The sequence below is a fragment of the Kribbella sp. CA-294648 genome (assembly GCF_050943845.1).
Lineage (GTDB): Bacteria > Actinomycetota > Actinomycetes > Propionibacteriales > Kribbellaceae > Kribbella.
Genome location: NZ_CP191981.1, coordinates 8,330,648 through 8,351,184, shown reverse-complemented (window position 1 = coordinate 8,351,184; position 20,537 = coordinate 8,330,648). Strand labels below are relative to the sequence as shown.

Annotated in this window: 20 protein-coding genes; 15 read left to right on the top strand and 5 right to left on the bottom strand. The window is 69.1% G+C overall.

All coding sequences use genetic code 11. From position 1 onward, the window contains the following. The first annotated feature begins 52 nt into the window (after positions 1-52). A complete protein-coding gene (locus ACQPYM_RS39895; protein ID WP_433011845.1) occupies positions 53-421 on the top strand; it encodes a winged helix-turn-helix transcriptional regulator in 369 nt (122 codons plus the stop codon). Between the two features lie 32 nt (positions 422-453). Here the strand turns inward: ACQPYM_RS39895 and ACQPYM_RS39890 are convergent, their stop codons facing one another. Further along, positions 454-1,365 carry a LysR family transcriptional regulator gene (locus tag ACQPYM_RS39890; protein WP_433011842.1) on the bottom strand — a complete coding sequence of 304 codons (912 nt, stop codon included), beginning with the start codon at positions 1,363-1,365 and terminating at the stop codon, positions 454-456. A gap of 220 nt (positions 1,366-1,585) precedes the next feature. On the opposite strand from ACQPYM_RS39890, the gene ACQPYM_RS39885 reads away from it, so the two are divergent. Continuing rightward, the gene (locus tag ACQPYM_RS39885; protein ID WP_433011839.1) at positions 1,586-2,455 is read left to right on the top strand and encodes a LysR family transcriptional regulator; all 870 of its coding nucleotides are present in this window, start codon (positions 1,586-1,588) and stop codon (positions 2,453-2,455) included. Here ACQPYM_RS39885 and ACQPYM_RS39880 read toward each other — a convergent pair. The 3 genes from ACQPYM_RS39880 to ACQPYM_RS39870 form a co-directional block, all read right to left on the bottom strand. Further along, complete coding sequence (locus tag ACQPYM_RS39880; RefSeq protein WP_433011836.1) at positions 2,452-3,276, bottom strand: aldo/keto reductase; 825 nt, start codon at positions 3,274-3,276, stop codon at positions 2,452-2,454. The genes ACQPYM_RS39885 and ACQPYM_RS39880 overlap by 4 nt on opposite strands. A gap of 62 nt (positions 3,277-3,338) precedes the next feature. Further along, the gene (locus ACQPYM_RS39875) at positions 3,339-4,424 is read right to left on the bottom strand and encodes a winged helix DNA-binding domain-containing protein (RefSeq protein ID WP_433011833.1); all 1,086 of its coding nucleotides are present in this window, start codon (positions 4,422-4,424) and stop codon (positions 3,339-3,341) included. Between the two features lie 672 nt (positions 4,425-5,096). Continuing rightward, the gene (locus ACQPYM_RS39870) at positions 5,097-5,594 is read right to left on the bottom strand and encodes an RDD family protein (RefSeq protein ID WP_433011830.1); all 498 of its coding nucleotides are present in this window, start codon (positions 5,592-5,594) and stop codon (positions 5,097-5,099) included. Positions 5,595-6,034: 440 nt separating this feature from the next. Here ACQPYM_RS39870 and ACQPYM_RS39865 point away from each other — a divergent pair, with 440 nt between their 5' ends. From ACQPYM_RS39865 to ACQPYM_RS39805, 13 genes are all read left to right on the top strand, one after another. Continuing rightward, entirely contained in the window at positions 6,035-7,063 is a 1,029-nt protein-coding gene (locus ACQPYM_RS39865) for an ABC transporter ATP-binding protein (RefSeq protein ID WP_433011827.1), read from the top strand. Continuing rightward, positions 7,060-7,893: an ABC transporter permease subunit gene (locus ACQPYM_RS39860; RefSeq protein WP_433011824.1), complete on the top strand. Its 834-nt coding sequence runs from the start codon at positions 7,060-7,062 to the stop codon at positions 7,891-7,893. Before ACQPYM_RS39865 ends, ACQPYM_RS39860 begins: the two co-directional genes overlap by 4 nt. A 47-nt stretch (positions 7,894-7,940) precedes the next feature. Continuing rightward, complete coding sequence (locus ACQPYM_RS39855) at positions 7,941-9,968, top strand: hypothetical protein (protein WP_433011821.1); 2,028 nt, start codon at positions 7,941-7,943, stop codon at positions 9,966-9,968. After that, a complete protein-coding gene (locus tag ACQPYM_RS39850; protein WP_433011818.1) occupies positions 9,965-10,168 on the top strand; it encodes a thiazolylpeptide-type bacteriocin in 204 nt (67 codons plus the stop codon). Before ACQPYM_RS39855 ends, ACQPYM_RS39850 begins: the two co-directional genes overlap by 4 nt. 191 nt (positions 10,169-10,359) lie before the next feature. Next, entirely contained in the window at positions 10,360-10,542 is a 183-nt protein-coding gene (locus ACQPYM_RS39845; RefSeq protein WP_433011815.1) for a hypothetical protein, read from the top strand. Continuing rightward, positions 10,539-10,724 carry a hypothetical protein gene (locus ACQPYM_RS39840; RefSeq protein WP_433011812.1) on the top strand — a complete coding sequence of 62 codons (186 nt, stop codon included), beginning with the start codon at positions 10,539-10,541 and terminating at the stop codon, positions 10,722-10,724. Before ACQPYM_RS39845 ends, ACQPYM_RS39840 begins: the two co-directional genes overlap by 4 nt. A 76-nt stretch (positions 10,725-10,800) precedes the next feature. Further along, entirely contained in the window at positions 10,801-10,986 is a 186-nt protein-coding gene (locus tag ACQPYM_RS39835) for a hypothetical protein (RefSeq protein WP_433011809.1), read from the top strand. A gap of 106 nt (positions 10,987-11,092) precedes the next feature. Next, positions 11,093-13,009: a TOMM precursor leader peptide-binding protein gene (locus ACQPYM_RS39830; RefSeq protein WP_433011807.1), complete on the top strand. Its 1,917-nt coding sequence runs from the start codon at positions 11,093-11,095 to the stop codon at positions 13,007-13,009. Positions 13,010-13,061: 52 nt separating this feature from the next. After that, positions 13,062-14,705 carry a SagB family peptide dehydrogenase gene (locus tag ACQPYM_RS39825; protein WP_433011804.1) on the top strand — a complete coding sequence of 548 codons (1,644 nt, stop codon included), beginning with the start codon at positions 13,062-13,064 and terminating at the stop codon, positions 14,703-14,705. Further along, positions 14,702-17,530, top strand: a complete 2,829-nt coding sequence (locus ACQPYM_RS39820; RefSeq protein ID WP_433011801.1) for a lantibiotic dehydratase — start codon at positions 14,702-14,704, stop codon at positions 17,528-17,530. The genes ACQPYM_RS39825 and ACQPYM_RS39820 overlap by 4 nt, the downstream gene beginning before the upstream one ends. Then, positions 17,520-18,587, top strand: coding sequence for a thiopeptide-type bacteriocin biosynthesis protein (locus ACQPYM_RS39815; RefSeq protein ID WP_433011798.1), 1,068 nt, complete (start codon positions 17,520-17,522; stop codon positions 18,585-18,587). Before ACQPYM_RS39820 ends, ACQPYM_RS39815 begins: the two co-directional genes overlap by 11 nt. Continuing rightward, a complete protein-coding gene (locus ACQPYM_RS39810) occupies positions 18,584-19,837 on the top strand; it encodes a hypothetical protein (RefSeq protein ID WP_433011794.1) in 1,254 nt (417 codons plus the stop codon). Before ACQPYM_RS39815 ends, ACQPYM_RS39810 begins: the two co-directional genes overlap by 4 nt. Continuing rightward, positions 19,837-20,103: a hypothetical protein gene (locus ACQPYM_RS39805; RefSeq protein ID WP_433011792.1), complete on the top strand. Its 267-nt coding sequence runs from the start codon at positions 19,837-19,839 to the stop codon at positions 20,101-20,103. The genes ACQPYM_RS39810 and ACQPYM_RS39805 overlap by 1 nt, the downstream gene beginning before the upstream one ends. Here the strand turns inward: ACQPYM_RS39805 and ACQPYM_RS39800 are convergent. Beyond that, positions 20,094-20,444, bottom strand: a complete 351-nt coding sequence (locus ACQPYM_RS39800; RefSeq protein ID WP_433011789.1) for a hypothetical protein — start codon at positions 20,442-20,444, stop codon at positions 20,094-20,096. The two genes, ACQPYM_RS39805 and ACQPYM_RS39800, sit on opposite strands and share 10 nt — an antisense overlap. Positions 20,445-20,537: the final 93 nt, after the last annotated feature.

Sequence of the window (20,537 nt, the reverse complement as noted above, 5' to 3'; positions counted from 1 at the left end):
CCCACTTTGAAGTAAGGTACTACTCTCGAAGTAAGCCTAGGAGAGTGCCGCCATGCCCGAGACCTTCGCGCCGGACGTCAATCGGGTGGATTGCCCGTCCCGGATCATCCTCGAACACGTCACCAGCCGCTGGGGCGTCCTCGTGCTGGCCGCCCTGCTCGACCGGTCGTACCGCTTCAGCGAACTGCGCCGCCACGTCGGCGGAGTGAGCGAGAAGATGCTCGCCCAAACCCTGCAGGCCCTGGAACGCGACGGCTTCGTACTCCGCGACGCCAAGCCCGTCATCCCACCCCGCGTCGACTACTCACTGACCCCCCTCGGCCAGGAGGTAGCAGCCAAGGTCAACTCCCTGGCCCACTGGGTGGAGTCCAAAGTCCCCGACGTGATGCAGGCCCGCGACCAGTACGACAAGGCCCGCTAGCCGATCCGCGTGCTGGTGAGGTGCGGGGGTTGTTACGGGGTCAGGGGTAACGCTGCTGCGGTTTTGCGGAGGGTTTCGGTGGTTGCTTTTAGCAATGGGTTGTTGGTTTGGCCGGTGCGGATGGCGGCGTAGACGCGGCGGGTGGGGGTGGGGGGTGTGAGCGGGCGGAGTACGGCGGTGCCGGGGTTGGGGAGGGCTAGTTGGGGGACCAGGGAGACGCCGGCGCCCGCGGCGACCAGGGCTGCTACGGCTGTGTAGTCGTCGGAGTGGTGGGCGATGCGAGGGGCGAAGCCTGCTTGTTCGCAGGCTAGGAGGACTACGTCGCGGATCGGGTTGCCGGTCGACGTCATGATCCAGTCGTCGGTGGCGAGGGTGGTGAGGTCGATCTGGGCCGCGGTCGCGGCCGGGTGGTCGGCGGGCAGGATGGCGGCGAAAGGCTCGGCGTACAAGGGGATTCGGGTCAGGCGTTGGTCGTCGGGGCTGGGGGAGCCGCGGTGCTCTACGGCGATGGCCAGTTCGACCTCGCCGTCGAGGAGCTGGGTGATCGCTTGATGACCTTCGGCGTCTCGGACCGCGAGGTGGAGGCCAGGTGTGGTGGTCCGCAAGGCGGCGAGGGACGGGGCGACGAGGAGGCTGATGGCGGTGGCGAAGGCGGCTACCCGGATTTCGCCGGTGGCGCCTTCGGCGTGCAGGCGCATGGCTTCTTCGGCGCGTTCTACTTCGGTGAGGATGGCGTCGGTGTGGTCGAGCAGGAGGCGGCCGGCCGAGGTGATGGCTACTCGGCGGCCGCGACGTTCCAGGAGTTCTTGGCCGACCTCGGATTCGAGGGCCGCGAGTTGCTGGGAGACGGCCGACGGGGTCAGGTGCAGGACCTCGGCGGCCGCCGTCACGGTGCCGTGGTCAGCAAGCGCTCGCAGGACCCGCAACCGGCGTACTTCGATCACGAGGCTCAGCTTCCCACAGGGCCGTCGGGCGACGGCGCCAGCGGCGGCGGGGCTTGTCCGGTACGACGGGGGCGTCGGCCATACCGGAGCGGGATTCTTTGGCGACCTTCTCGATGGCGGGAGTGAAGTTGTAGTACATGCTTCGAAACTAGGCAGCGGCAGTTGATACGTCCAATGAAAGTTCTGTGCTCAGTTGATGCGCCTGGTGCATGATGGGTCCATGGAGCTGCGCCTGCTGGAGTCGTTTGTCGTGGTCGCCGAGGAGCTGAACGTCGGGCGGGCGGCGGTGCGACTGCACCTGACCCAGCCGTCGCTGAGCCGGCAGATCGCGTCGCTGGAGCGGGAGCTCGGGGTCGAGTTGTTCGCCCGGGTGAAGAAGCGCTTCGTGCTGACGGCAGCGGGGGAGAGCTTTCTGGCCGACTCGAGAGCGCTGCTCAAGCAGGCCGACCTGGCGGTTCGCGATGCTCAGCGGGTCCATCGCGGTGAGCTCGGTACGCTGCGGCTGCGGTTCGTCCAGTCCGCGACCTTCGAGGCGCTGCCGCGGCTTCTCGGTGCCTTCAGAGAGGCCCAGCCGGACGTCGTACTCGATCTGGAGACGATGACCACGATCAACCAGACCAAGGCCTTGCTGGACGGGCGGATCGATGTCGGTCTGTTCCGGCCGCTGACCACGACCGTGGACGGTCTGGCCACCCGGGTGATCTCGGCAGATCCGTTGGTCGCCGCGCTGTCCGCGAAGCACCCACTGGCCGGGCGCCGCAGGATCCGCCTGGCCGACCTGGCTGACGACGACTTCGTGCTCTACACCCGCGCGTCCGGACCGTCGGTGCACGACGCGATCGTCGGCAACTGCCAGGACGCCGGGTTCACGCCACGGATCGTGCAGGAGGGCGCCGACGTACAGACGATCGTGTCGCTGGTCGCGGCCGGGCTCGGGGTCTCGTTGCTGATCGCCCCGACACCGCCGATCGATCCGGACAAGGTCGTCTACCGCGAGTTGTCCGACGACCTACCACCATGGGACCTCTGCGTGGCCTGGTCACCGGACAACAACTCGCCGGTACTACGACGCTTCCTCGAGGTGCTCTAGCCGAAGGTGTCCGGGTCCCCACCGGTGCGGACGCCGGTCTCCAGATCGGCGATCGCGGCCATGTCGTCGTTGTCCAGCGCGAAGTCGAACACGGCGATGTTCTCCGCGATCCGGCTCGGCGTCTTCGACTTCGGCAGCACCACGTTGCCCAGCTGCAGGTGCCAGCGGATCGCCACCTGCGCGGGCGTCTTGCCGTACTTCGCGCCGATCGCCTTCAGCGTCGGGTTGTCCACCAGCCCACCCGAAGCCAGCGGGCTCCACGCCTGGGTGACGATGTCGTTCTCCGCGTTGAACGCGCGCAGCTCGTCCTGCGGCAGCTCCGGGTGCAGCTCGATCTGGTTCACCGCCGGCCGCAGGTCGGTCTCCTCGAACAGCCGCCGCAGCGCCGGGATGTGAAAGTTCGAGACGCCGATCGCGCGCACCCGCTTGTCGGCGTACAGCTGCTCGAACGCCTTCCAGGTCTCGACGTACTTGTCCTTCTTCAGTGCCTGCCAGTGGATCAGGTAGAGGTCCACGGACTCCAGGCCCAGCCGGTCGAGGCTGGCGTCGAAGGCCTTCAGGGTCGAGTCGTAGCCCTGGTCGCTGTTCCACAGCTTGGTGGTGATGAACAGTTCGTCGCGGGGCAGGCCGGAGGCGGCGATGGCGCGGCCGACCCCCGCCTCGTTGCCGTAGATGGCGGCGGTGTCGACGTGCCGGTAGCCGGCCTCGAACGCCGCCTCGACGACACCGGTGACGATCTCGTCCTCGACCTGCCACACCCCCAGGCCGAGCTGTGGGATCTCGACGCCGTTGTCCAGAGTGATCATGGGGACTGTGCTCATCTGTCTATTCCACTGGGCCGACGGCCTCAGGCCCAGTCATCTGATGTGTGACAACAACCTCATCAACTACCCGTAACCACTTCACAGGTCTTCGCATCGGGCTCCAGGAAGCGCAGCAGCGCCTCACCTTCGCGCTCCAGCGCGGCCGCCGTCTGCTTCGTCGTCCGGCCGAACGGAGTCAGGGTGAGAGTTGCCACACCTCGTTTCTTCTCCGCTGTCCACAATCCGGCGACCAGCCCGTCGACCAGGTACGTCGACTTCACCCGCAGGTTCTTGGTGAAGACGGCCTGCCGGTGTTCGCCGGCGATGATCCGCTCACGTTTCGCGTGGGCGAGCAGCAGGTTGTCGAACTCCGGCAGGAACCTGACCGGCGCCTCGCTGTCCGGATCGGGTCGCGGCCCGCCCGGTACGTCGTACAGGTTCTTGCCGTGCTCGTCGGTGAAGACCTCGAGCTCCATCGAGTCGAACAACGCCTTCGCCTTCGGCAACCCGGACCAGGTCTGGAAGTCCGCCGGGGTGGCCGGCCCGAACGCCTCCAGATACCGGACGGCCAGCTCCTTCGGTACTGCGGACCGCCGCACCTTGCCGCCGATCCACTGTTCGGCCGGGGTGAACCGTGCGTTCGCGGTCCAGCCCCAGCGGGTCTCAGACGGTGCGATGACCAGCGGCACGAGCATCCGGGTGCAGAATCCGAGCGCCCGGTCGTTGACGTCGGGGAACTGCTGCTGCAAGGCGCCCCGGACCTCGGTGAACGTCAGCGGCTCCACGGCGAGGAGCTGCCGCGCCGCGGCGGCGACCTTGTCGGGCTCCAGCCCTGCGGCCCGGTCTCCGAGCAGTTTCAGGCCGGCCTCGAGAACCGGGCTGAGCGTCGTACGGAAGCGCAGGTAGTCGTCGGCGGTGACCAGATGCAGGGTGCCCCGGAAGAGCGTGGCCCGGACGACCTTGCGCTCCTCGATCGCCGCGATCAGATCACCCTCGCTGAACCAGGCCAGCCGGGACCACAACCCGACGAACGGATGCTTCGGCTCCTGCCCCTGCATCCCCACCAGTTGCCCGACGGCCTCCGTGACGGACAGGTCACTGCGCTCCAGCAGCAACTGCCGGGCCAAGGTCGCCCGGTTGATCGCCCGCGGGCTCAAGATGCTCATGCCGCGCATTCTTCCCGCTCACCCCGACACTTCCAGCATCCTGCGCTCCACGGCGCCAGTGCTGGGTCTAGCAACGTTGGGAAGGTAATCGTGTGCTGAGGGCGTCTGGACGACAGGTCTTGCGGGTGGGTACGACAGCAGCTGGATCCGCAGCCAGGGCCCCCGACCCGGCCACGCTGCCGGCCCGCGAGCAGCGAGCCGGTCAACCGGCGACGACGCCGTCGTGAACCGCCCGGGCTCCCCGAAACCCACGGATCCCCACCGCATCAATGCCGCCCTGGACGACCCACCGCTGAACGTGGCGAGTCTCGCGAGCAATCCAGATTGATGGCCTGAAGCTCCGTTCTGCCCACCCCCCGGGGCGGGCCTGCCGGCGACCTTGTGCGTGACCTGAGCGTTCCACCGTGCTCCGGACGCTCAGCCCGTGCACAAAGCCGGCATAGGGCCGGACCCGGCCAGGCCCGACCCCTCCCCGAACCGTCGACTGCCCGCTCCCACCGATCCGGGGAGGATCTTCTCCCCACACCGGTAGCACGATCCTCCCCAAGTCCGGCGAAAATCCTCCCCGAACCAGTCCAGGGCGAGCTGCCACCCCTCCACCCAGCCGCAGGACCTGACCTCCAGCAGACACCAGCCGACCTGACTACCTCCCCAACGTTGCTGGACGAGGCGCTAGCTTTTGCGCACCCGGGTGCCGGCGACGCGGTCGGGGTACGTCTGCCGCGCTCCCCGGGCGATGGCGACGGCCTGCCAACCGATCGCCGCATAGGCACCCGCCGCCAGGACGGCGCCGCGCCGCGTGTGGTCCGCCCGGAATTCCCAGACGGCCTGATGTCCCAGCTCCCACGGCAGTGCGGTCTTGAGCAAGGTACGCGCCAGGGCCTGCGGGTACGTCGGGGCTTCGTCGGTCGTGTCGTCACTGACGGTGAAGCCGAGGAGCCGCTTTCCTGGCGAACCACCCGAGGCTTCCGCGGCCGCGAGCGAGCAACTGAGCGGCAGCGTCGCCCCGGCGGCGACGATCAACCGGACCCGGGCCGATGACAACGGTGGTCTATCCGCGGCCGTCGATCGGCTCCGGCGCAGCGCCACGATCCCGGCCAGCAGGCCGAGCGGTAGGGCCAGGGTGGCGTAGTCGATCCCGGTCGCAAGGCCGCGTCGCGCAGTCAGCATAGGCCGACAATACGCTTGATCCGGCGGTTTCGGGAGAGAGCCGAAAAGGTTTCATTTTCCGCGAAACTTAGTTGCCTCAGGCCCCGGTTCGGACAATTGATTGGTCTATTTCAGTCGAGCGTTTCAAGCAGTCGATGGGTGCGAAATACATTTCTCGGTAACGAGTAGGAATCCCTGTGCTGGTGGGGGTCTGGGCGCGCGGCCCGGCTCCGAATTTCACTGACAGTGAGTCATAAATTGTTCATGTGCAATTCAAGGATATTGCCTCTCGCTGCTCCGGGAATTGTCTGTTAACCTCGGGGCGCTGGCTACGAGGAGTCGAAATTCGTCGATTTTCATGACGCTCGATGCCGCCTGTTGGTGGCGCCGATCCGTCCTGCACCGGTCCGGTGGATGTCTGTCGCCGTACAGATCGTCGAGCCGACCCGAGAGCAGGCAGCGTGGAAACCCGGACCGCCCCGGCAAGACCCGGCACAGCCGGCGCACCGACGTTGTCAGCCGCCGTCCAGGTCACCGACGTGCACAAGTCCTTCGGCGCCGTTCAAGCGCTGCGCGGAGTCAGCCTCGAGGTCGCGCCCGGCCAGGTCTACGGGGTGCTCGGGCCCAACGGGGCCGGGAAGACGACGCTGCTGCGCATCCTGCTCGGGCTGGTGCGGGCCGACCGTGGGTCGGTGACCGTGCTGGGCCGGCGGCCCGGGGCCTCCGAGGCGCTCCGGCGGGTGGGTGCGTTGATCGAGTCGCCCGCCTTCGTGCCGCATTTGTCCGGCCGGACCAACCTGCAGGTGCTGGCACGGGCCGGCGGGCAGCCGGACACCGAGGTGGATCGGGTGCTCGACGTGGTCGAGCTCAGTCATCGGGCCGGCGACCGCTTCGGCGGCTACTCGCTCGGGATGGGGCAACGGCTCGGGGTGGCGGCGGCGCTGCTCGGCGAGCCGACACTGCTGATCCTGGACGAACCGACCAACGGACTCGACCCCGAGGGCGTCGCCTCGATGCGCACGCTGATCCGCGACCTCGGCGCGGCCGGTACGACGGTGCTGCTGTCGTCGCACCAGCTCGGTGAGGTGCAGCAGATCTGCGACCGGGTGGTGGTGATCGACCGCGGTCTGGTCATCGCCGATGACACCGTCGCCGCGATCCGCGACCGCCCCGGCTCCACCGCCCTGGAGCTGTGGGCCACCCCGCTGGCCGAAGCCGGCCAGATCCTCGCCACCCGAACAGGCGCCCGAACCACCGAAGCAGTCGCGGGCGGAGCGGCTGGTGGAGTCGCGGGGGAGCCGGTGCTGGCCGAGGTGGGGGAGGTGGGGGATCGGCATTGGCGGTTGAGTGGGGCGCCCGACGATGTTCCCGGCCTGGTCCGGGCGCTGGTGGCCGCGGGCATTGATGTTCATGAGGTTCGGCGTGAGCGGCAGACGCTCGAAGGTGTGTTCTTCGCGCTCACCGCGCATGACGGGCAGGAGGCGTCGTGATCACCGCGGTCGCCGCTGAGGCGCTGTTGATGCGCAAACGACTGGCTCCGGTGATCGTCGGCGCCACCTGGGTGCTGATGGTGGTCGGCTTCGCCTTCGCCGTCCCGTACATCGTCTACAGCGTGCTCGACCCGGCCGACGCGGGCCGGGCAGAGCTCCTCGCGATCCTGATGCCCGGCGAGGTCGGTTCCACCTCGCTCAGCAGCTACCCGCTGTTCGGGGGCGCCATCATGCTCATCCTCGGCGTTCTGGTCACCGGCTCGGAGTACCGCTGGGGGACTTGGACGGCCCGCTTCACCCAGGGGCCCAGCCGGACCCAGGTCCTGCTCGCCAAGCTTGTGGTGGGCGCGGGCGCCGTCGCCGTGATCGCCCTCGTCGCCGCCGCAGCCGCCGCCCTGGCCTCGGCGCTGATCGCTGTTGTCGAGTCTCAGCCGGTCGACTGGCCGCCGCTGTCGAACCTGGCCGGCTCACTGGGTGCGGCCGTGCTGATCTCGATCACCTGGATGAGCGTCGGGGCTGCCCTCGGCGTGCTGTTCCGGGGTACGAGTGCCGCGCTCGCGGTCGGCTTGCTGTGGACGCTGGGGCTGGAGAACGCGCTGTCCGGCCTGGCCGGCGTGATCCCGGCCATCGAGCCGGTCCGCAACGTCCTGCTCGGCTCGGCCAGCGGTTCGCTGGTCGCCAGCCTGGGCGCACCGACGCAGGGCGACGGGGGAACGCCTGGCGTCGTCGACTACCTGAGCGCGCCCGCCGCCTGCTTGGTGCTGCTGGCCTACCTGGCCTTGACCACCACTGCGGCAGCACTCCTGATCCGGCGCCGCGACGTCACCTGACCCGGCCACCTACGACCGCCTTACCGCCCACCGCCTGAGGAGCGTCCGTGACCAACCCACCCGCTGAACTAGTCCGCCCGCGCATGCGTCAGGACGTGGCGTTCCTGGAGACGCTGGACGGCGTCTACGTCCGCGGTACCGACGGCGCCTTCGTGATCCGCGGTGCCGGCGCCTACCGGTACCTGTCCGCCCTGCTGCCGCACCTCGACGGCAACACCGCGATGACCGACATCGTGGCCGGTCTGCCCAGCGCGCACGAGGGCGCGGTCCGCTCTCTGCTCGGAACCCTGGCAGCGCGCGGCGTCGTACTGGACGGGGCTGACTCGCGGGCCTTGCTGGACGACGACACCCGCACCAAGTACGCAAGTCAGTTGGCGCTGCTCGAACACCACGGCGACGACGGCACCGGGTTCGCCCGCGCTGCCGCTGCCCGGGTGATCGTCACCAGTGCCGACCAACAGGCAGCTGCCACTCTGGTGGAAGCCCTGCTGGTCAATGGAGTCGGCAGCGCGGAGCAGGGGTTCGTCCGCTTCGACACCCACCCTGACCCGGCCGATGCCGACCTGATCTGTCTGCTCGCCCTGGATGGCCCGTCACCCCAGCTCTTCACCCTGGCCGACCAAGCCCGCCGCGCCGCCACCGCCTATCTCCCGCTCTACCGCGTCGGCGACCTGCTGGCAGCCGGGCCGTGGCAAGGCTCGGTGTCGATCCACTCCGCGCTACTGCGCATGAGCGACAACGGCCTGCCAGGTACGACGGACCTGTGGCAGGCGGGAGTCGTAGGTGCAGCGGCCGCGCCGGCCCAACTGGCGCTGGCCAATGGCGCGTCGACGCTGCTGATTAGCATGGCGGGCTTCGAGGTGTTCAAGAAGCTGACCGGCTGCATCGCGGCCGACATCGACGGCTCCGTGGTGCTGGTGGATCCGGACCGCCTGACCGTCCGGACCGAGCGGGTCCTGGCGCACCCCGCGGTGCCACACGATGATGCCGACCTGGAGCCAGTTGCTGAAGGCAACGAAAGCGAGGGCGAGTGGGCCTACCGCCGGTTCGACCGGGTGGTGGCCGACTCGGTCGGGGCGATGCGGCGGTTCGACGACGACGCCGTACCGCAGATCCCGGTCAAGACGGCCGTACTGCGGGCGCCGGCCGCAGCGGCGGAGCCGATCATCAGCTTCGGAGTGGAGACGGTGCTCGAGGCGCGGCTCGTGGCGCTGGAGACAGCCGCTGCCCGCTATGCGTTGAACTTGCATCGCCGGTGCTCCCTGCTCACCGAACCCGCGCCCGACGCCGAGAGCGTCGTACCGGAGCAGTTGGAGACCTGGCTGGGTGTAACGCGGACAGATGGGCGGCAGGCTGCGGCGAGCGATCTGGCCGACCAGGCACCGCTGGCAGTTCCTCGTGGCGCGGCGCTGACCGGTCCACTGGACTGGAACGCGGCGGAGTACGAGCCGGAGCTGTCCGGCTTGGCGGCCGGTCCGAGGGCGGCCGAGGCGGCCTCGCGGGCGCTGATCAGCGCGGTAGGCGCAGCGGCGGTCGCAGCCGTGGCCCGTGGAGAACTCCCCATCGTCCGCGTCCCCGACGCCACGATCGCCGCGGCGCTCGATCCGCAGCAACACCGCCGGCTGATGATCCTCGCCCAGGAGCTGGTGGCCGAAGGATCTCAGCTCACCTTCCATCTCGGCCGTGGCGTCGTCCCCGTCGGAGTTGTTGCCATCAGCAACGGCTTGCGACAGCAAGTCATCGCAAGGTCCGGTGCGTCCTGGGTGCAGGCGGTGGAGACCGCGCTGCTGACCGCGGTCGGCGAACGCCAACTGGCCGGTACTGCGTTCGCCCGGGTGGACCAGCGCGTGCGACTGGACACCGACCTCACCGGCGCGCTGGTGGCCGGCCCCGAGGCAGGCGAACCCGAGCTGACCGACATCGTCGACGACCAGCAGATCGTCGCCGCCCTCACCGCGAGCGGCCGCCGGGCCGCAGTGGTGGACCTCACCCCACCCGATCTCGCCGGCGTCACCACTGTCGCCCGTGTCTTGCTGTTCAGCTCCGTCCACCCCGATCCGAAGGAGTCGCGATGACCACCACCAACCTGGCCACCGATCTGGCCGGCGAGTTGCTGTCCCTGGAGTCCGTCACCTTCGAGGTGGAGGAGATCGCGGACGTGGGCAAGGACGCCGCGGGCTGGTGCAGCTCCAGCACCAGTACGTCGAGCTGTTCGTCCTGCAGCACCTCCAGTTGCTGCGGCTGTTCCAGCTGCAGCTGCAGCAGTACGAGCTGATCCACCTCGCGAGGCGGCCCGGACGACCTCCGGGTCACGCCTCCCACGAACTCGTCGCCGGACCCGGCGACGACCCCCACCGCCCACGAAAGGGGGTGAACCACCATGGCGCTTCGTGAGGAGTTGCTCGTCCTGGAGACGGCGACGTTCGAGATCGAGGATCTTGTCGACCTCGGCCAGGACGCGGCCGGTTGGTGCAGCTCGAGCTGCTCCTGTTCCAGTTGCTCGTCCTGCAGCACGTCCAGCTGTTGCTCCTGCAGCACCAGCACCGGATGCGGCGGCGGCTGACCGCCGCTGCCGTCCCGGTGGCACCAGTCCGTCCAGTCGCGGCCGGCCGGCCGCGCAGAGCAACAGGAAGGAACGTCTTTCCATGACTACTCAGACCCTTGGCCTCGACCTGCTCGATCTCGAGGCCGTCACGTTCGAGGTGGACGAGATCACCGATCCGTCGCTGGACCTGGCTGCGACCAGCTCGTCCTGCAGCTGCTCCAGCTGCTGCTCCTGCAGCACCTCCAGCTGCTGCTCGACCAGCACCAGCACGTCCAGCTGCGGCTGACCGACACCCGCAGCACCACCTGTTCCACCAGTCGCGGCTGATCAGCCGCGCAAGACAACAGGAAGGAACGACCTTCATGACCACTCAGACCCTTGGCCTCGAGCTGCTCGATCTCGAGGCCGTCACGTTCGAGGTGGACGAGATCACCGATCCGTCGCTGGACCTGGCTGCGACCAGCTCGTCCTGCAGCTGTTCCAGCTGCTGCTCCTGCAGCACCTCCAGCTGCTGCTCGTCCAGCACCAGCACGTCCAGCTGCGGCTGACCGACGCGTCTGTGAAGTAGGTGCTGCGGGCCAAGGGCCCTGGTCCGCAGCATGTCGCCGTACGCCGGCAGGCCGCCGGTCCGAGAACCAGAAGGAGCTGCATCCAGTGACGACGTTGGAGGAACACCACTCGACCGAGGCGGTGCCCGATTCCGGCGCGCTGGTCGCGCTGGTCGGCGACCGCCTGACCGCGCTGCTGCCGCCCGGCGTGGTTGCCGGACTGGACGTCGCCGTGCTCGGACTGCCCGGCCAGGAGCACCGGACCGCCTTCGGCGCACTCCCGCCCACAGTCACCATCCGCCTGTACGCCGCCACCGTGGTGATCGCCGCGACACCCACTGGGGCCGGTCCCTGTCCGCAGTGTCTGGACCGTCGCTGGGTGGTGTGCCGCCCGACGATCGAGCGCCGCATCCTCGACAACCCGCACGGCGTACTCAGTACTGTCCCCAGCCTGCCTGGACCGCACGCGCTGAGCGTCGCCGCCGCCCTCTGCATCGCCGCGGTCGAGTCGGCCCCGGAAGGTCCCGCCTACCCGGTCTGGGAGCTCGACGCCCGGACGGCGCGGGTCGAGCGTTTCGCCTTGATCCGCGACTCCTCCTGCGACTGCGCGGCTCCGCCGGCAGATACGGCCGAGGGTGCGCGGATCCGCCTGCGGTCCACCTTGGCGTCCAGCCCCGGCAGCGGCCGCTCCCGCCGGCCGGAGGACCTGAACCTGCCGATGGACGCCCTGGCCAACCCGGTCTGCGGAATGCTCGGCGGCCCGGCGATGCGCGCGTACCACGCCACCGCGACAGCGCCGGCGAGCGGCCACTTCGAGGTACGCAGCAAGTACGGCCTGCACGAGATGTGGTGGAGCGGTCATGCTGAGAGCTACCAGCGCAGTGAGCTGCTGGGTGCGATGGAAGGGCTCGAGCGCGACGCGGGCCAGCGGCCCCGGCGCGTCACCCCGGCTCTGCGGGCCAGCGTCACCGAGCTGACCGCGCCGTACGTGGAGATGGAGCAGTGCGGCCTCTACCCGCCTGACTTCTACGTCCAGCACGAGGCGAAGTACGTGCCCTGGGCAAGTAATCCGAGCGTGCCGTGGGTCTGGGGCTGGTCCGTCCGGGACCACCGCCCGTTGCTGGTCCCGGAGCAGATCGCGTACTACCTGGATCACCGCGAGGATCACCGCAACACCGTGCAGGAGTGCTCGAACGGCTGCGCCTCCGGGAGCTCCGTGACCGAGGCGGTGCTGCACGGACAGCTTGAGCTGATCGAGCGCGATGCCTTCCTGATCAGCTGGTACAGCGGTCTCACGCCGACCGAGATCGACCTCGACACGGTCGACAGCCCACTGGTACGGCAGATGCGGGCGCACGTCGACCTGCTCGGCTACGACCTGCGCTGCTTCGACATCCGGGTCGACCTGCCGGTACCGGCCGTGGGCGCTGTCGCGGTACGACGTGACGGCGGGATCGGCACACTCTGCTTCGCCGGTGGCGCATCACTCGACCCGGCGGACGCAGTACGGGCTGCTGTCTGTGAGGTGGCGTCGTACGTCACCGGGTTCGCGGACCGGGTCACCGACACGCTCGGCGAGGTCCAGCGGATGGTCGAGGACTACGGCAACGTCACCGAACTGGCGCACCACGCGCTGCTGTTCGGGATGCCGGCGATGGCGCAGTACGCCGACCACTGGCTCCGGCAGACCGAGGTGACGCCACTGGCCGACGTGTACGCCGACTGGACCACCGGGCGGGCGCCTGCCACTGACCTGCGCGAACCAGTGGAGGAGATCGTCGCGCTGTTCGCGGCCCGGGGGATGGACACCGTCGTGGTGGACCAGACGACGCCGGAGCAGCTCGCGATGGAGCTGCACACCGTGGCCACGATCGTGCCGGGCCTGATCCCGATCGACTTCGGCTGGCAGCGGCAACGCGTCCTGACCATGCCGCGCACGCTGTGGGCGGCGTACCAGGGAGGGCGGGCGACGCAGCCGTTGTCGGCCGACCAGCTGCACCGCGTGCCGCACCCGTTCCCCTAGCAACCCGCACGTTCCGCACGATCCCGTCGTAGAGCAGAGGAGTTGAGTGCAGGTGACCACCGAGATCGATGGCGCCGCCCGGGCCGGCAGCCCGGCGGTCGCGCTGGACTACACGCGCCGGATGTTCGAACGCCAGCGGGTGGCTCTGCCGCCGATGGGGTTCGCGGTGGACTGGAGCGACCAGCCCTCCCGGCACAAGCTGTACCTGGACGCACCGAAGCTGCCGCTGCCACCGCCGTTCGCGAACCTGCCGACGCTCGGAGTGGACGCCGCAGTCGCCGCCGCCACCGGCAACGCGACCGCAGTGATGCCGAGCCTGGACGTGCTCTCCTCGGTGCTCGGCTGCTACGGGATCGTCGGTCGCCGGACGCACCTGAACTGGAACGAGGACAGCTCCGGCAAGCTCAAGGCGAATGCGCCGGTGTGGTCGCGTCCGACCGCCTCCGGTGGCGGCATGTACCCCGCCGAGAGCTACCTGGTTGCTGGTGCCGGGGCCTCGGTGCGTACGGGCGTCTACCACTACGACACCGCGCACCACAGCCTCGACCGGCTCTCGGCCGCCAACAGGTGCTGGGACCTGGCTGAGGCGACCGGGGTAGAGGCCGGGCTCTATCTCGTCGCCACGTTGGCCTTCTGGAAGAACGCCTTCAAGTACAACTCCTTCAGCTATCACGTGGTGACGCAGGACGTGGGTGCGCTGCTTGCCTCGTGGCGGCTGGTGCTGGCCGCGTCGGGGCTCGCGGTCGAGCCGGTGCTGTGGTTCGACGAGGGCCCGGTGAGCACAGCGGTCGGTGTGGACGGTCGGACGGAGGCACCGTTTGTGGTGATCCCGCTAGGCCCGACAGTTCCGGCCACCTCGCGACAGCGGCTGGGAGGCACGGACGCAGAACCCTTACGAGTATGGGAGAAATCGCATCGGGTCCGCGATTTCGAACTGGTCGACCGCGTGCACGCCGCTGCCCTGGTCGGTAGCGCTCCCAGGCCTGCCAACGAGACCAGCGACGCGTTGCCTGCCTTGGAGTTCGCTGACGTCATCCAGTTGCCTGCGGCCGGACCTTCGGCGGTTGAGCTCGCCGACTGCCTGCGGACCCGGCGGTCGAGCTTCGGTCTCTTCTCCGCGCATCCGGCGCTGTCGGTGGAAGACCTCGGCTCGGTGCTCGCCTCGACCGCGGGCATCGGCCGCGCCGGGACCGATGTCTCGCCGGCACCGCGTGCGGAGCCGTGGACCAGGCTCTGGGTGCTGCCCAACACCGTCGAGGGACTGACCGATCGTGCCTACGCCTACGACGCCGCCGGGCACCGGCTGCTCGGTGGAGCGGCGTTCGACTTCGGTGAGGTGCAACGGCACTACGCGCTGACGAACTACAACATCCGCGAGGTGGCCGCGGTCCTGGTGATCACCGGCCGGCTCGACGCACTGGTCGCCACCTACGGCGCCCGCGGCTACCGGATGCTGAGCGTCGAGGTGGGCCAGGCGGCCCAGACCACCTATCTGTCCGCCACCGCGCGCGGTCTCGGCGTCGGTGCGGTACTGGGCATCGACAACCTCGCGGTGGACGGATTCCTCGGCGTCGACGGCACGGACGAACGCAGCATGCTCTTCATCCTGCTCGGCCACGAACGCGCTGGGCTGGCCGGCTACGACCACGGGCTGTACCGGTCCACCCCTGTTGCGCTGCAAGGAGACAACCGATGACAGACGTCCTCTCCAACCCCTACCTCGCCGATGCCGATGCCGATGCTGCTGCTGCGGGGGCTGGTACGGCGCCGGGTTGGCGACTCGGGTCGGGCTTCCTGCTGCGCGTCGCCGGACAGCCTGCCGAGGCGGTCGCCGCGCTGCGTACGACGGAAGCGGCCGCCTGGGTCGAGCACGTCCTCGCCGCCGAAGCCGTTCGCGACACCGCCGGGCAGGTACTACGGGAGTCGCTGGAGACGGCCGTCGCCAAGCTCGGGTCCGACGACCAGGGCCGGGTCGCTCTGATCAACCTGCGGCGCGATGTCTTCAACGCCCGTCGTCCGAGGCCGACCACCCTTACTCGGGCCGAACCCTTGCTGGACAGCGAACTCGCGGCCTCCGTCGCTCGCTGGATCGCCACCATCGAGCGAGTGCGAGAACTGCTCGACGGCGGGATCGCTGTCCTGGGCAACGATCTCACCGCGGCCCGCGCGAGGGCGCGCGTATTGCTTGCCGATGACAACCTTCGGAGCGCGGTCCTGCTGCAGTCCGAGGTGCTCGAGAAGTTCATGGATCGCTATCTCGACCCGTCGCGCAAGCTGGACAAGCACAGCCGCCAGATCGAGCGGACCCTGCTGGAGCTGCTCTACCGGGCGGCACTCAAGACCAGCCCGTTCAGCACCCTGACCTCGGTCGGGATGGGTCGCTTCAGTGACGACGCCACCCGTCCGCGCCCCGAACCCGTCTCGCTCCAGCAGCGATCCACGGCACGGCTGAACGTCGCGGTGCTGGCCCGGCTGTCGGCGGTGATCCTCGCCGATCCCGTACTGCGCTCGACCATCCGCGTGACCCTAGCGCCGGGTGCCAGTTCGGACGGCGAGACGATGCGCTACGTACGCCGCCGGACGTCGGCCGGCACCGACCCGGACGCGGTCGTTGCGATCGACAACGTGCATGAGGACCTGTTCTTCCTGCCCAGCGGTCGTGCGCTGGACGACGTGGCGCGGCTGACCCGTGACGACCGGCCCGCACTCGACGAACTCGCCCGGCAGGTCGCTGCCGCGGTCCCGTCCCGGTCAGTCGCCGAGGCCGACCAGTTGCTCGGACACCTGCTCCGGTTGGGATTCCTGCTCGCGCCGGACCTGCAGATCGACCTGCGCTGCGCCGAGCCCACCGCGGCATTCGCAGCCGCACTGGAAGCACAGGACCAGCCACTCCTGCAGCAGATCGCAGCCTCCCTGCGAGCCGCCCTCGTAGTGACCGAGGCCTACCCCAGTACGCCGGCCCGCGCCCGGGCGGCTCTGCTCGCCGAGCTCGGCCGGCACGTCCGGTCCTGCTTCGAGGTACTCGGTGCCTCCGACCAGCTGGTTCCGCGGACGCTGATCTACGAGGACACCACCATCACCAGCAAGGGGATGGAGGTGGACCGAGGGCACTGGGAGCGCACCTTGCTCCCGGATCTGGCCGCCCTGGCCGAGATCCTGCCGGCGTTCGACCTGAACGTGGCGCGACGGCTCACCGCCAAGGGATTCTTCAAGGCCCGCTACGGAGTGGGCGGTGAGTGCGAGGACGTGGTCCGGTTCTGTCACGAGTTCCAGCGCGACTTCTTCGGGCCGTTCACCCGGCGGTCGATGAGCCGGCGCCAGTTCGACGAGGGCAACGCGTTCGTACCGCAGGAGAACTGGTTCAAGCTCGACGACATCACCGCGGTCGATCGGGCCCGGGAGGCGGCCTCCCTGCACCTGGCCGGCTGCCGCCCGGCGGACCTGGACTCGGTCGAGGAAATCCGGCTCGGCCCCGACTTCGTCGACGCAGTACGGCGTGAGCTGCCGCCCGGGCCGCAGCTGGCTCAGCCGTGGTCGTTCTTCCTGCAACTGGCCGCTGGGGCGGGAGACCGGTCGCCTGGGCGGCTGATCCTCAACCAGGCGTACGCCGGGCTGACGCTGATGTTCTCGCGCTTCGCCCACAGCCTGGACGCGGACGGCTCCGGTGCCACCGAACTGATCCGGCAGATCCTGCGGGAGTACTCGCCCGACGGCGCAGTACTGGCCGAGCTGCGCGGCGGGTACGAGACGACCAACCTCAACGTGCATCCGGTGGTGACGGACTACGAGATCGTCTGTCCCGGCGATGCCAGCAACCGGCCCCAGGACGAGCAGATCGCGCTGGGCGACCTGTGTCTGGTCCATGACGTGGAGGCGGACCGGATCCGGCTGATGTCGACCAGCCTCGGGCGTGAGGTGGTGCCGATCTACCTGGGCTTCCTGATGCCGATGGCCCTGCCGGAGATCCAGCAGGCGCTGCTGTGCTTCTCGCCGAGCGGGATGGCTCAGATCGATCTGTGGGCCGGCACGGGTGACCCGGTCCCGGTCGAGGGCATCACGTCGTACCCGCGGCTGACTCTGGGAGACCTGGTGCTGCAGCGGCGGATGTGGAAGCTGGACACGACCGTCTTCCCGTTCCGCGACCCGCGGCACTCCGATGCGGAGCACCTCCTGCGACTGCACCGGTGGCGTCTGCAGCACGGGCTGCCGCGGCGGTTGTTCGCCCAGATCGACAACGCCGCGAAGTCGGCGGTCGCGGACGATGCCGAGCCGGTCGCCGACGTCCCCGGGCCGGACGGCGAGCGCAAGGCGGGGCGCAAGCCGCTGCCGGTCGACTTCGACAGCTGGATGTCCCTGCACCTGCTGGAACAGCTGGCCCTCGGCGCGTCGGCCCGGATCGTCCTGACCGAGGCGAGCCCGGACGTGGACGAGCTCTGGCTGCGGGACGAGGCCGGCCGGCCGCACGTGACCGAACTGCTGCTGGAGCTCTACGACACCGGAAGGGACTCCCATGTCCGATGACTGGGTGGCATTGCACGTCTTCTACGCCAGCGACTCCAACCCGATCCTGGTCGAGGCGGTCCGGCCGCTGGTCGAGGAGCTGCGTCGGGAAGAGCTGATCGACCGCTGGTTCTTCATCAAGTACTGGATGGAGGGACCGCACCTGCGGGTCCGGTTCCGGCCCACGCGGCCGGAGCTGCGGGCCGCAGTACTGGCCCGGGCGACTGCCGCGTTGCAGGCGTTCCTGGACCGGCGTCCGGCCCTGTACGACACCGACATCGACGGGCTCGGGGACATCTACAAGAAGATGTACCTCGCCGAGTACGGCGAGGAGCGTTACGTCGAGGAGTACGGCGCTGACGGGCAGATGCCGTTCCGCCCGAACAACAGCGTGGCCGAGATGCCGTACGAGCGGGAGTTCGACCGGTACGGCGGTCCCGCCGGGATGGCGCTCGGTGAGTGGCACTTCCAAGCGTCGAGTGACCTGGTCGCCAAGCTGCTGGCCACCTCCAACACGCACGTCCGGCCGGTGCTGCTCGGGCTGGCGACCCAGCTGTCGCTGCTGACCGCGTACACCTTCCTGGGCAGCGACGAAGCCGTACGCCGGTTCTTCCAGCGCTACCGCGGCTTCTGGGAGACGTCGTACCAGGAGCCGTCGGACGACTACCACGACTCCTTCGACAAGAGCTTCGCGCTGACCAAGACGACCCTGCTGGAGCGGATCGATCGGATCCGCACCATCACGACGGGGGAGCCCGGCCAGGCGCTGTCAGGGATCGAGCGGACCTGGCTGGCCCACTGCCGGGAGCTGCAGGAGCGCGTGCTGACGGCGGCCGCTGCCGAGGAGCTGGTGTTCCCCAGCCGGACCACTGGGGAGCGGGAGCCGATCACCGATGCCGAAGGGCTGGCGACGGTGCTGCTCAGCTCGTACATCCACATGACGAACAACCGGTTCGGGGTGGCGATCCTGGACGAGATCTACCTGTCGTACCTGATCGAGAAGGCTCTGGACCCGGAGACCTCCGCCGCGCCGATCGCCGAGGTAGAGCTGGAGCCGGCTGCAGCGGGACCGGCATGACAACGGTAGAGAGACCAACCGCCGACGACTGGCTAGCGGTCGCCAAGCCGGCCCTGCGAGAAGAGGTGCACGTGGGGCCAGGCCTGGTGAAGGGCACTGCCGTCGTGCACGTCATCGGTGACCGCGAGACGGGGGCGTTCCTGCGCGTTGGACCGCGGGAGGCGTTCCTGATGGCGCAGCTCGACGGCACCCGGACCCTCGCCGACATCGGCACCGGGTATGCCGAGCGGTTCGGCAAGCGGCTCGGAGCGACCCACTGGCAGCAGTTGCTCACCTTGCTCTCCACGCACGGGCTGGTCATGCCGGCGGACCCCGAGCGCCTGGCCGAAGTACGGGACAAGGCCGAGGACGCCCGCCGTGCGCTGGGTCGATCGCCGTTGCTGTGGCGCAGACCTGTTCCGGGTGCGGCCGAGCTCGTCGTACCGCTGGCTCGCCGGGTCGGGTGGTTGCTCAACCCGATCGTTGCGGTGCCACTCGCGCTGATCGGGATCGCGCTGTCGGTCTTCGCGGTGGCCAACTGGAACACCTTGTGGGCCGCGATCATCGAGTCGCCGTCCCGGTGGTCGGCCGCCGCGGTAGGCCTGCTCGTCGGGTGGATCGTGATCGCTGCCCACGAGTTCTTCCACGGCATCGCCTGCGTCCGGTACGGCGGCCGGCCGACCGAGATCGGGGTGATGTGGCGGTTCCCGATGATCGCGCCGTACTGCAAGGTCGACGACGTCGTCACGTTCGCCAGACCCCACCAGCGGGTGGTGACCGCGTTCGCCGGGATCTACGTCAACCTGATCGCGCTGATCCCGTTCGCGGCGCTGTGGTGGTGGGGTCCACAGTCCGGTTGGTGGCACGGCCTGGCGGCCGCGCTGCTCCTGTTCGGAGTCACCGCCGCGCTGGCGAACCTCGTGCCGGTCCTGAAGCTGGACGGCTACCACATGCTCGAGAGCGCCACCTCGACGATGAACCTGCAAGGTGAATCGGCCCGCTACGCCGGGGCGTTCCTGCGGCGTGGACCCGCCGGGATCGCCGGCTACTCTCGGCGGGCGCGGGTGATCTACACCGGCTACGCGCTGGTGGCCTCGGCGATCCTCGGCCCGGCGATCGTGCTGCTGGTCCGCTCCTGGTATCTCACCCTGGCTGACCTCTGGGGTGCTCTGGCGGCGGTCGGTGTGCTGGCCGCGGAGGCCGTTGTGGTCGTCGCGCTGTTGCGCTGGGGCGTAGTCTGGCGGCAACGGAGAGCGACGGAGGCCGCCTGATGGAGCTCATCCAGACGATTCTCGGCATCCTCTTCGTCATCGGCCTGAGCTGTGGTGGCTGGATCGTCTACGGGATCACCCAGAACCGGCAGCGCGCGCGGGAACTCGAGATGGTCCGGGAACGCGAGCTGACCGAGCGGGTGCGGCTCCAGATCGAGGCCGACGAACGGGTCCAGGAGCGCGCTGATCGCGTCTACCTGGATGCCGTCCGCCGGCACACCGATCCGGAGTACGACGAACTACCGCCGAAGCCGGATCAGGTGTAGTCGGCCTCGTTGTACTTGGGGAGGTCGAGCAGTCTTCGGATCTCCGCGGCAGGAGTGTTGCCGCCGGCTGCGGAGGCACGGCGGATGTGGGCCGCCATCTCGCTGAGGCTGTCCGAGGCCGCGACCTTCAGCCAGTGTGGCCTGGCAGCCGCGTCGGCCTTGGCGAGTTCCCGAATCTGGGCGGCGACAGTGGTCGGCCAGGGGATCGACGTCAGCAGTTTCGATTCGGCCAGGTTCGACGCGGCGACGGACCTGGCCCGGGTGCGAAGGGTCTGTATCGAGGCTCCGCTGTTCGCTGCTTTCTCGAACCGCTCCAGCGCGACGTTGTACGGCCGCGTCACCGCCAGGTATCGCTTGCCCGCCTGAGCTTTTGTCAGGCGGACAGGCGTCGGTCGAGCGGTCGCAGCCGGCGTACTACGCGCTGCTGCGGTTGG

Coding starts and splice junctions, on each gene's coding strand:
- ACQPYM_RS39810 (WP_433011794.1), top strand. CDS start 18,584: ATGACAACGGTAGAGAGACCAACCGCCGACGACTGGCTAGCGGTCGCC.
- ACQPYM_RS39820 (WP_433011801.1), top strand. CDS start 14,702: ATGACAGACGTCCTCTCCAACCCCTACCTCGCCGATGCCGATGCCGAT.
- ACQPYM_RS39840 (WP_433011812.1), top strand. CDS start 10,539: ATGACTACTCAGACCCTTGGCCTCGACCTGCTCGATCTCGAGGCCGTC.
- ACQPYM_RS39870 (WP_433011830.1), bottom strand. CDS start 5,594: ATGCTGACTGCGCGACGCGGCCTTGCGACCGGGATCGACTACGCCACC.
- ACQPYM_RS39880 (WP_433011836.1), bottom strand. CDS start 3,276: ATGAGCACAGTCCCCATGATCACTCTGGACAACGGCGTCGAGATCCCA.
- ACQPYM_RS39805 (WP_433011792.1), top strand. CDS start 19,837: ATGGAGCTCATCCAGACGATTCTCGGCATCCTCTTCGTCATCGGCCTG.
- ACQPYM_RS39850 (WP_433011818.1), top strand. CDS start 9,965: ATGACCACCACCAACCTGGCCACCGATCTGGCCGGCGAGTTGCTGTCC.
- ACQPYM_RS39835 (WP_433011809.1), top strand. CDS start 10,801: ATGACCACTCAGACCCTTGGCCTCGAGCTGCTCGATCTCGAGGCCGTC.
- ACQPYM_RS39875 (WP_433011833.1), bottom strand. CDS start 4,424: ATGAGCATCTTGAGCCCGCGGGCGATCAACCGGGCGACCTTGGCCCGG.
- ACQPYM_RS39815 (WP_433011798.1), top strand. CDS start 17,520: ATGTCCGATGACTGGGTGGCATTGCACGTCTTCTACGCCAGCGACTCC.
- ACQPYM_RS39895 (WP_433011845.1), top strand. CDS start 53: ATGCCCGAGACCTTCGCGCCGGACGTCAATCGGGTGGATTGCCCGTCC.
- ACQPYM_RS39885 (WP_433011839.1), top strand. CDS start 1,586: ATGGAGCTGCGCCTGCTGGAGTCGTTTGTCGTGGTCGCCGAGGAGCTG.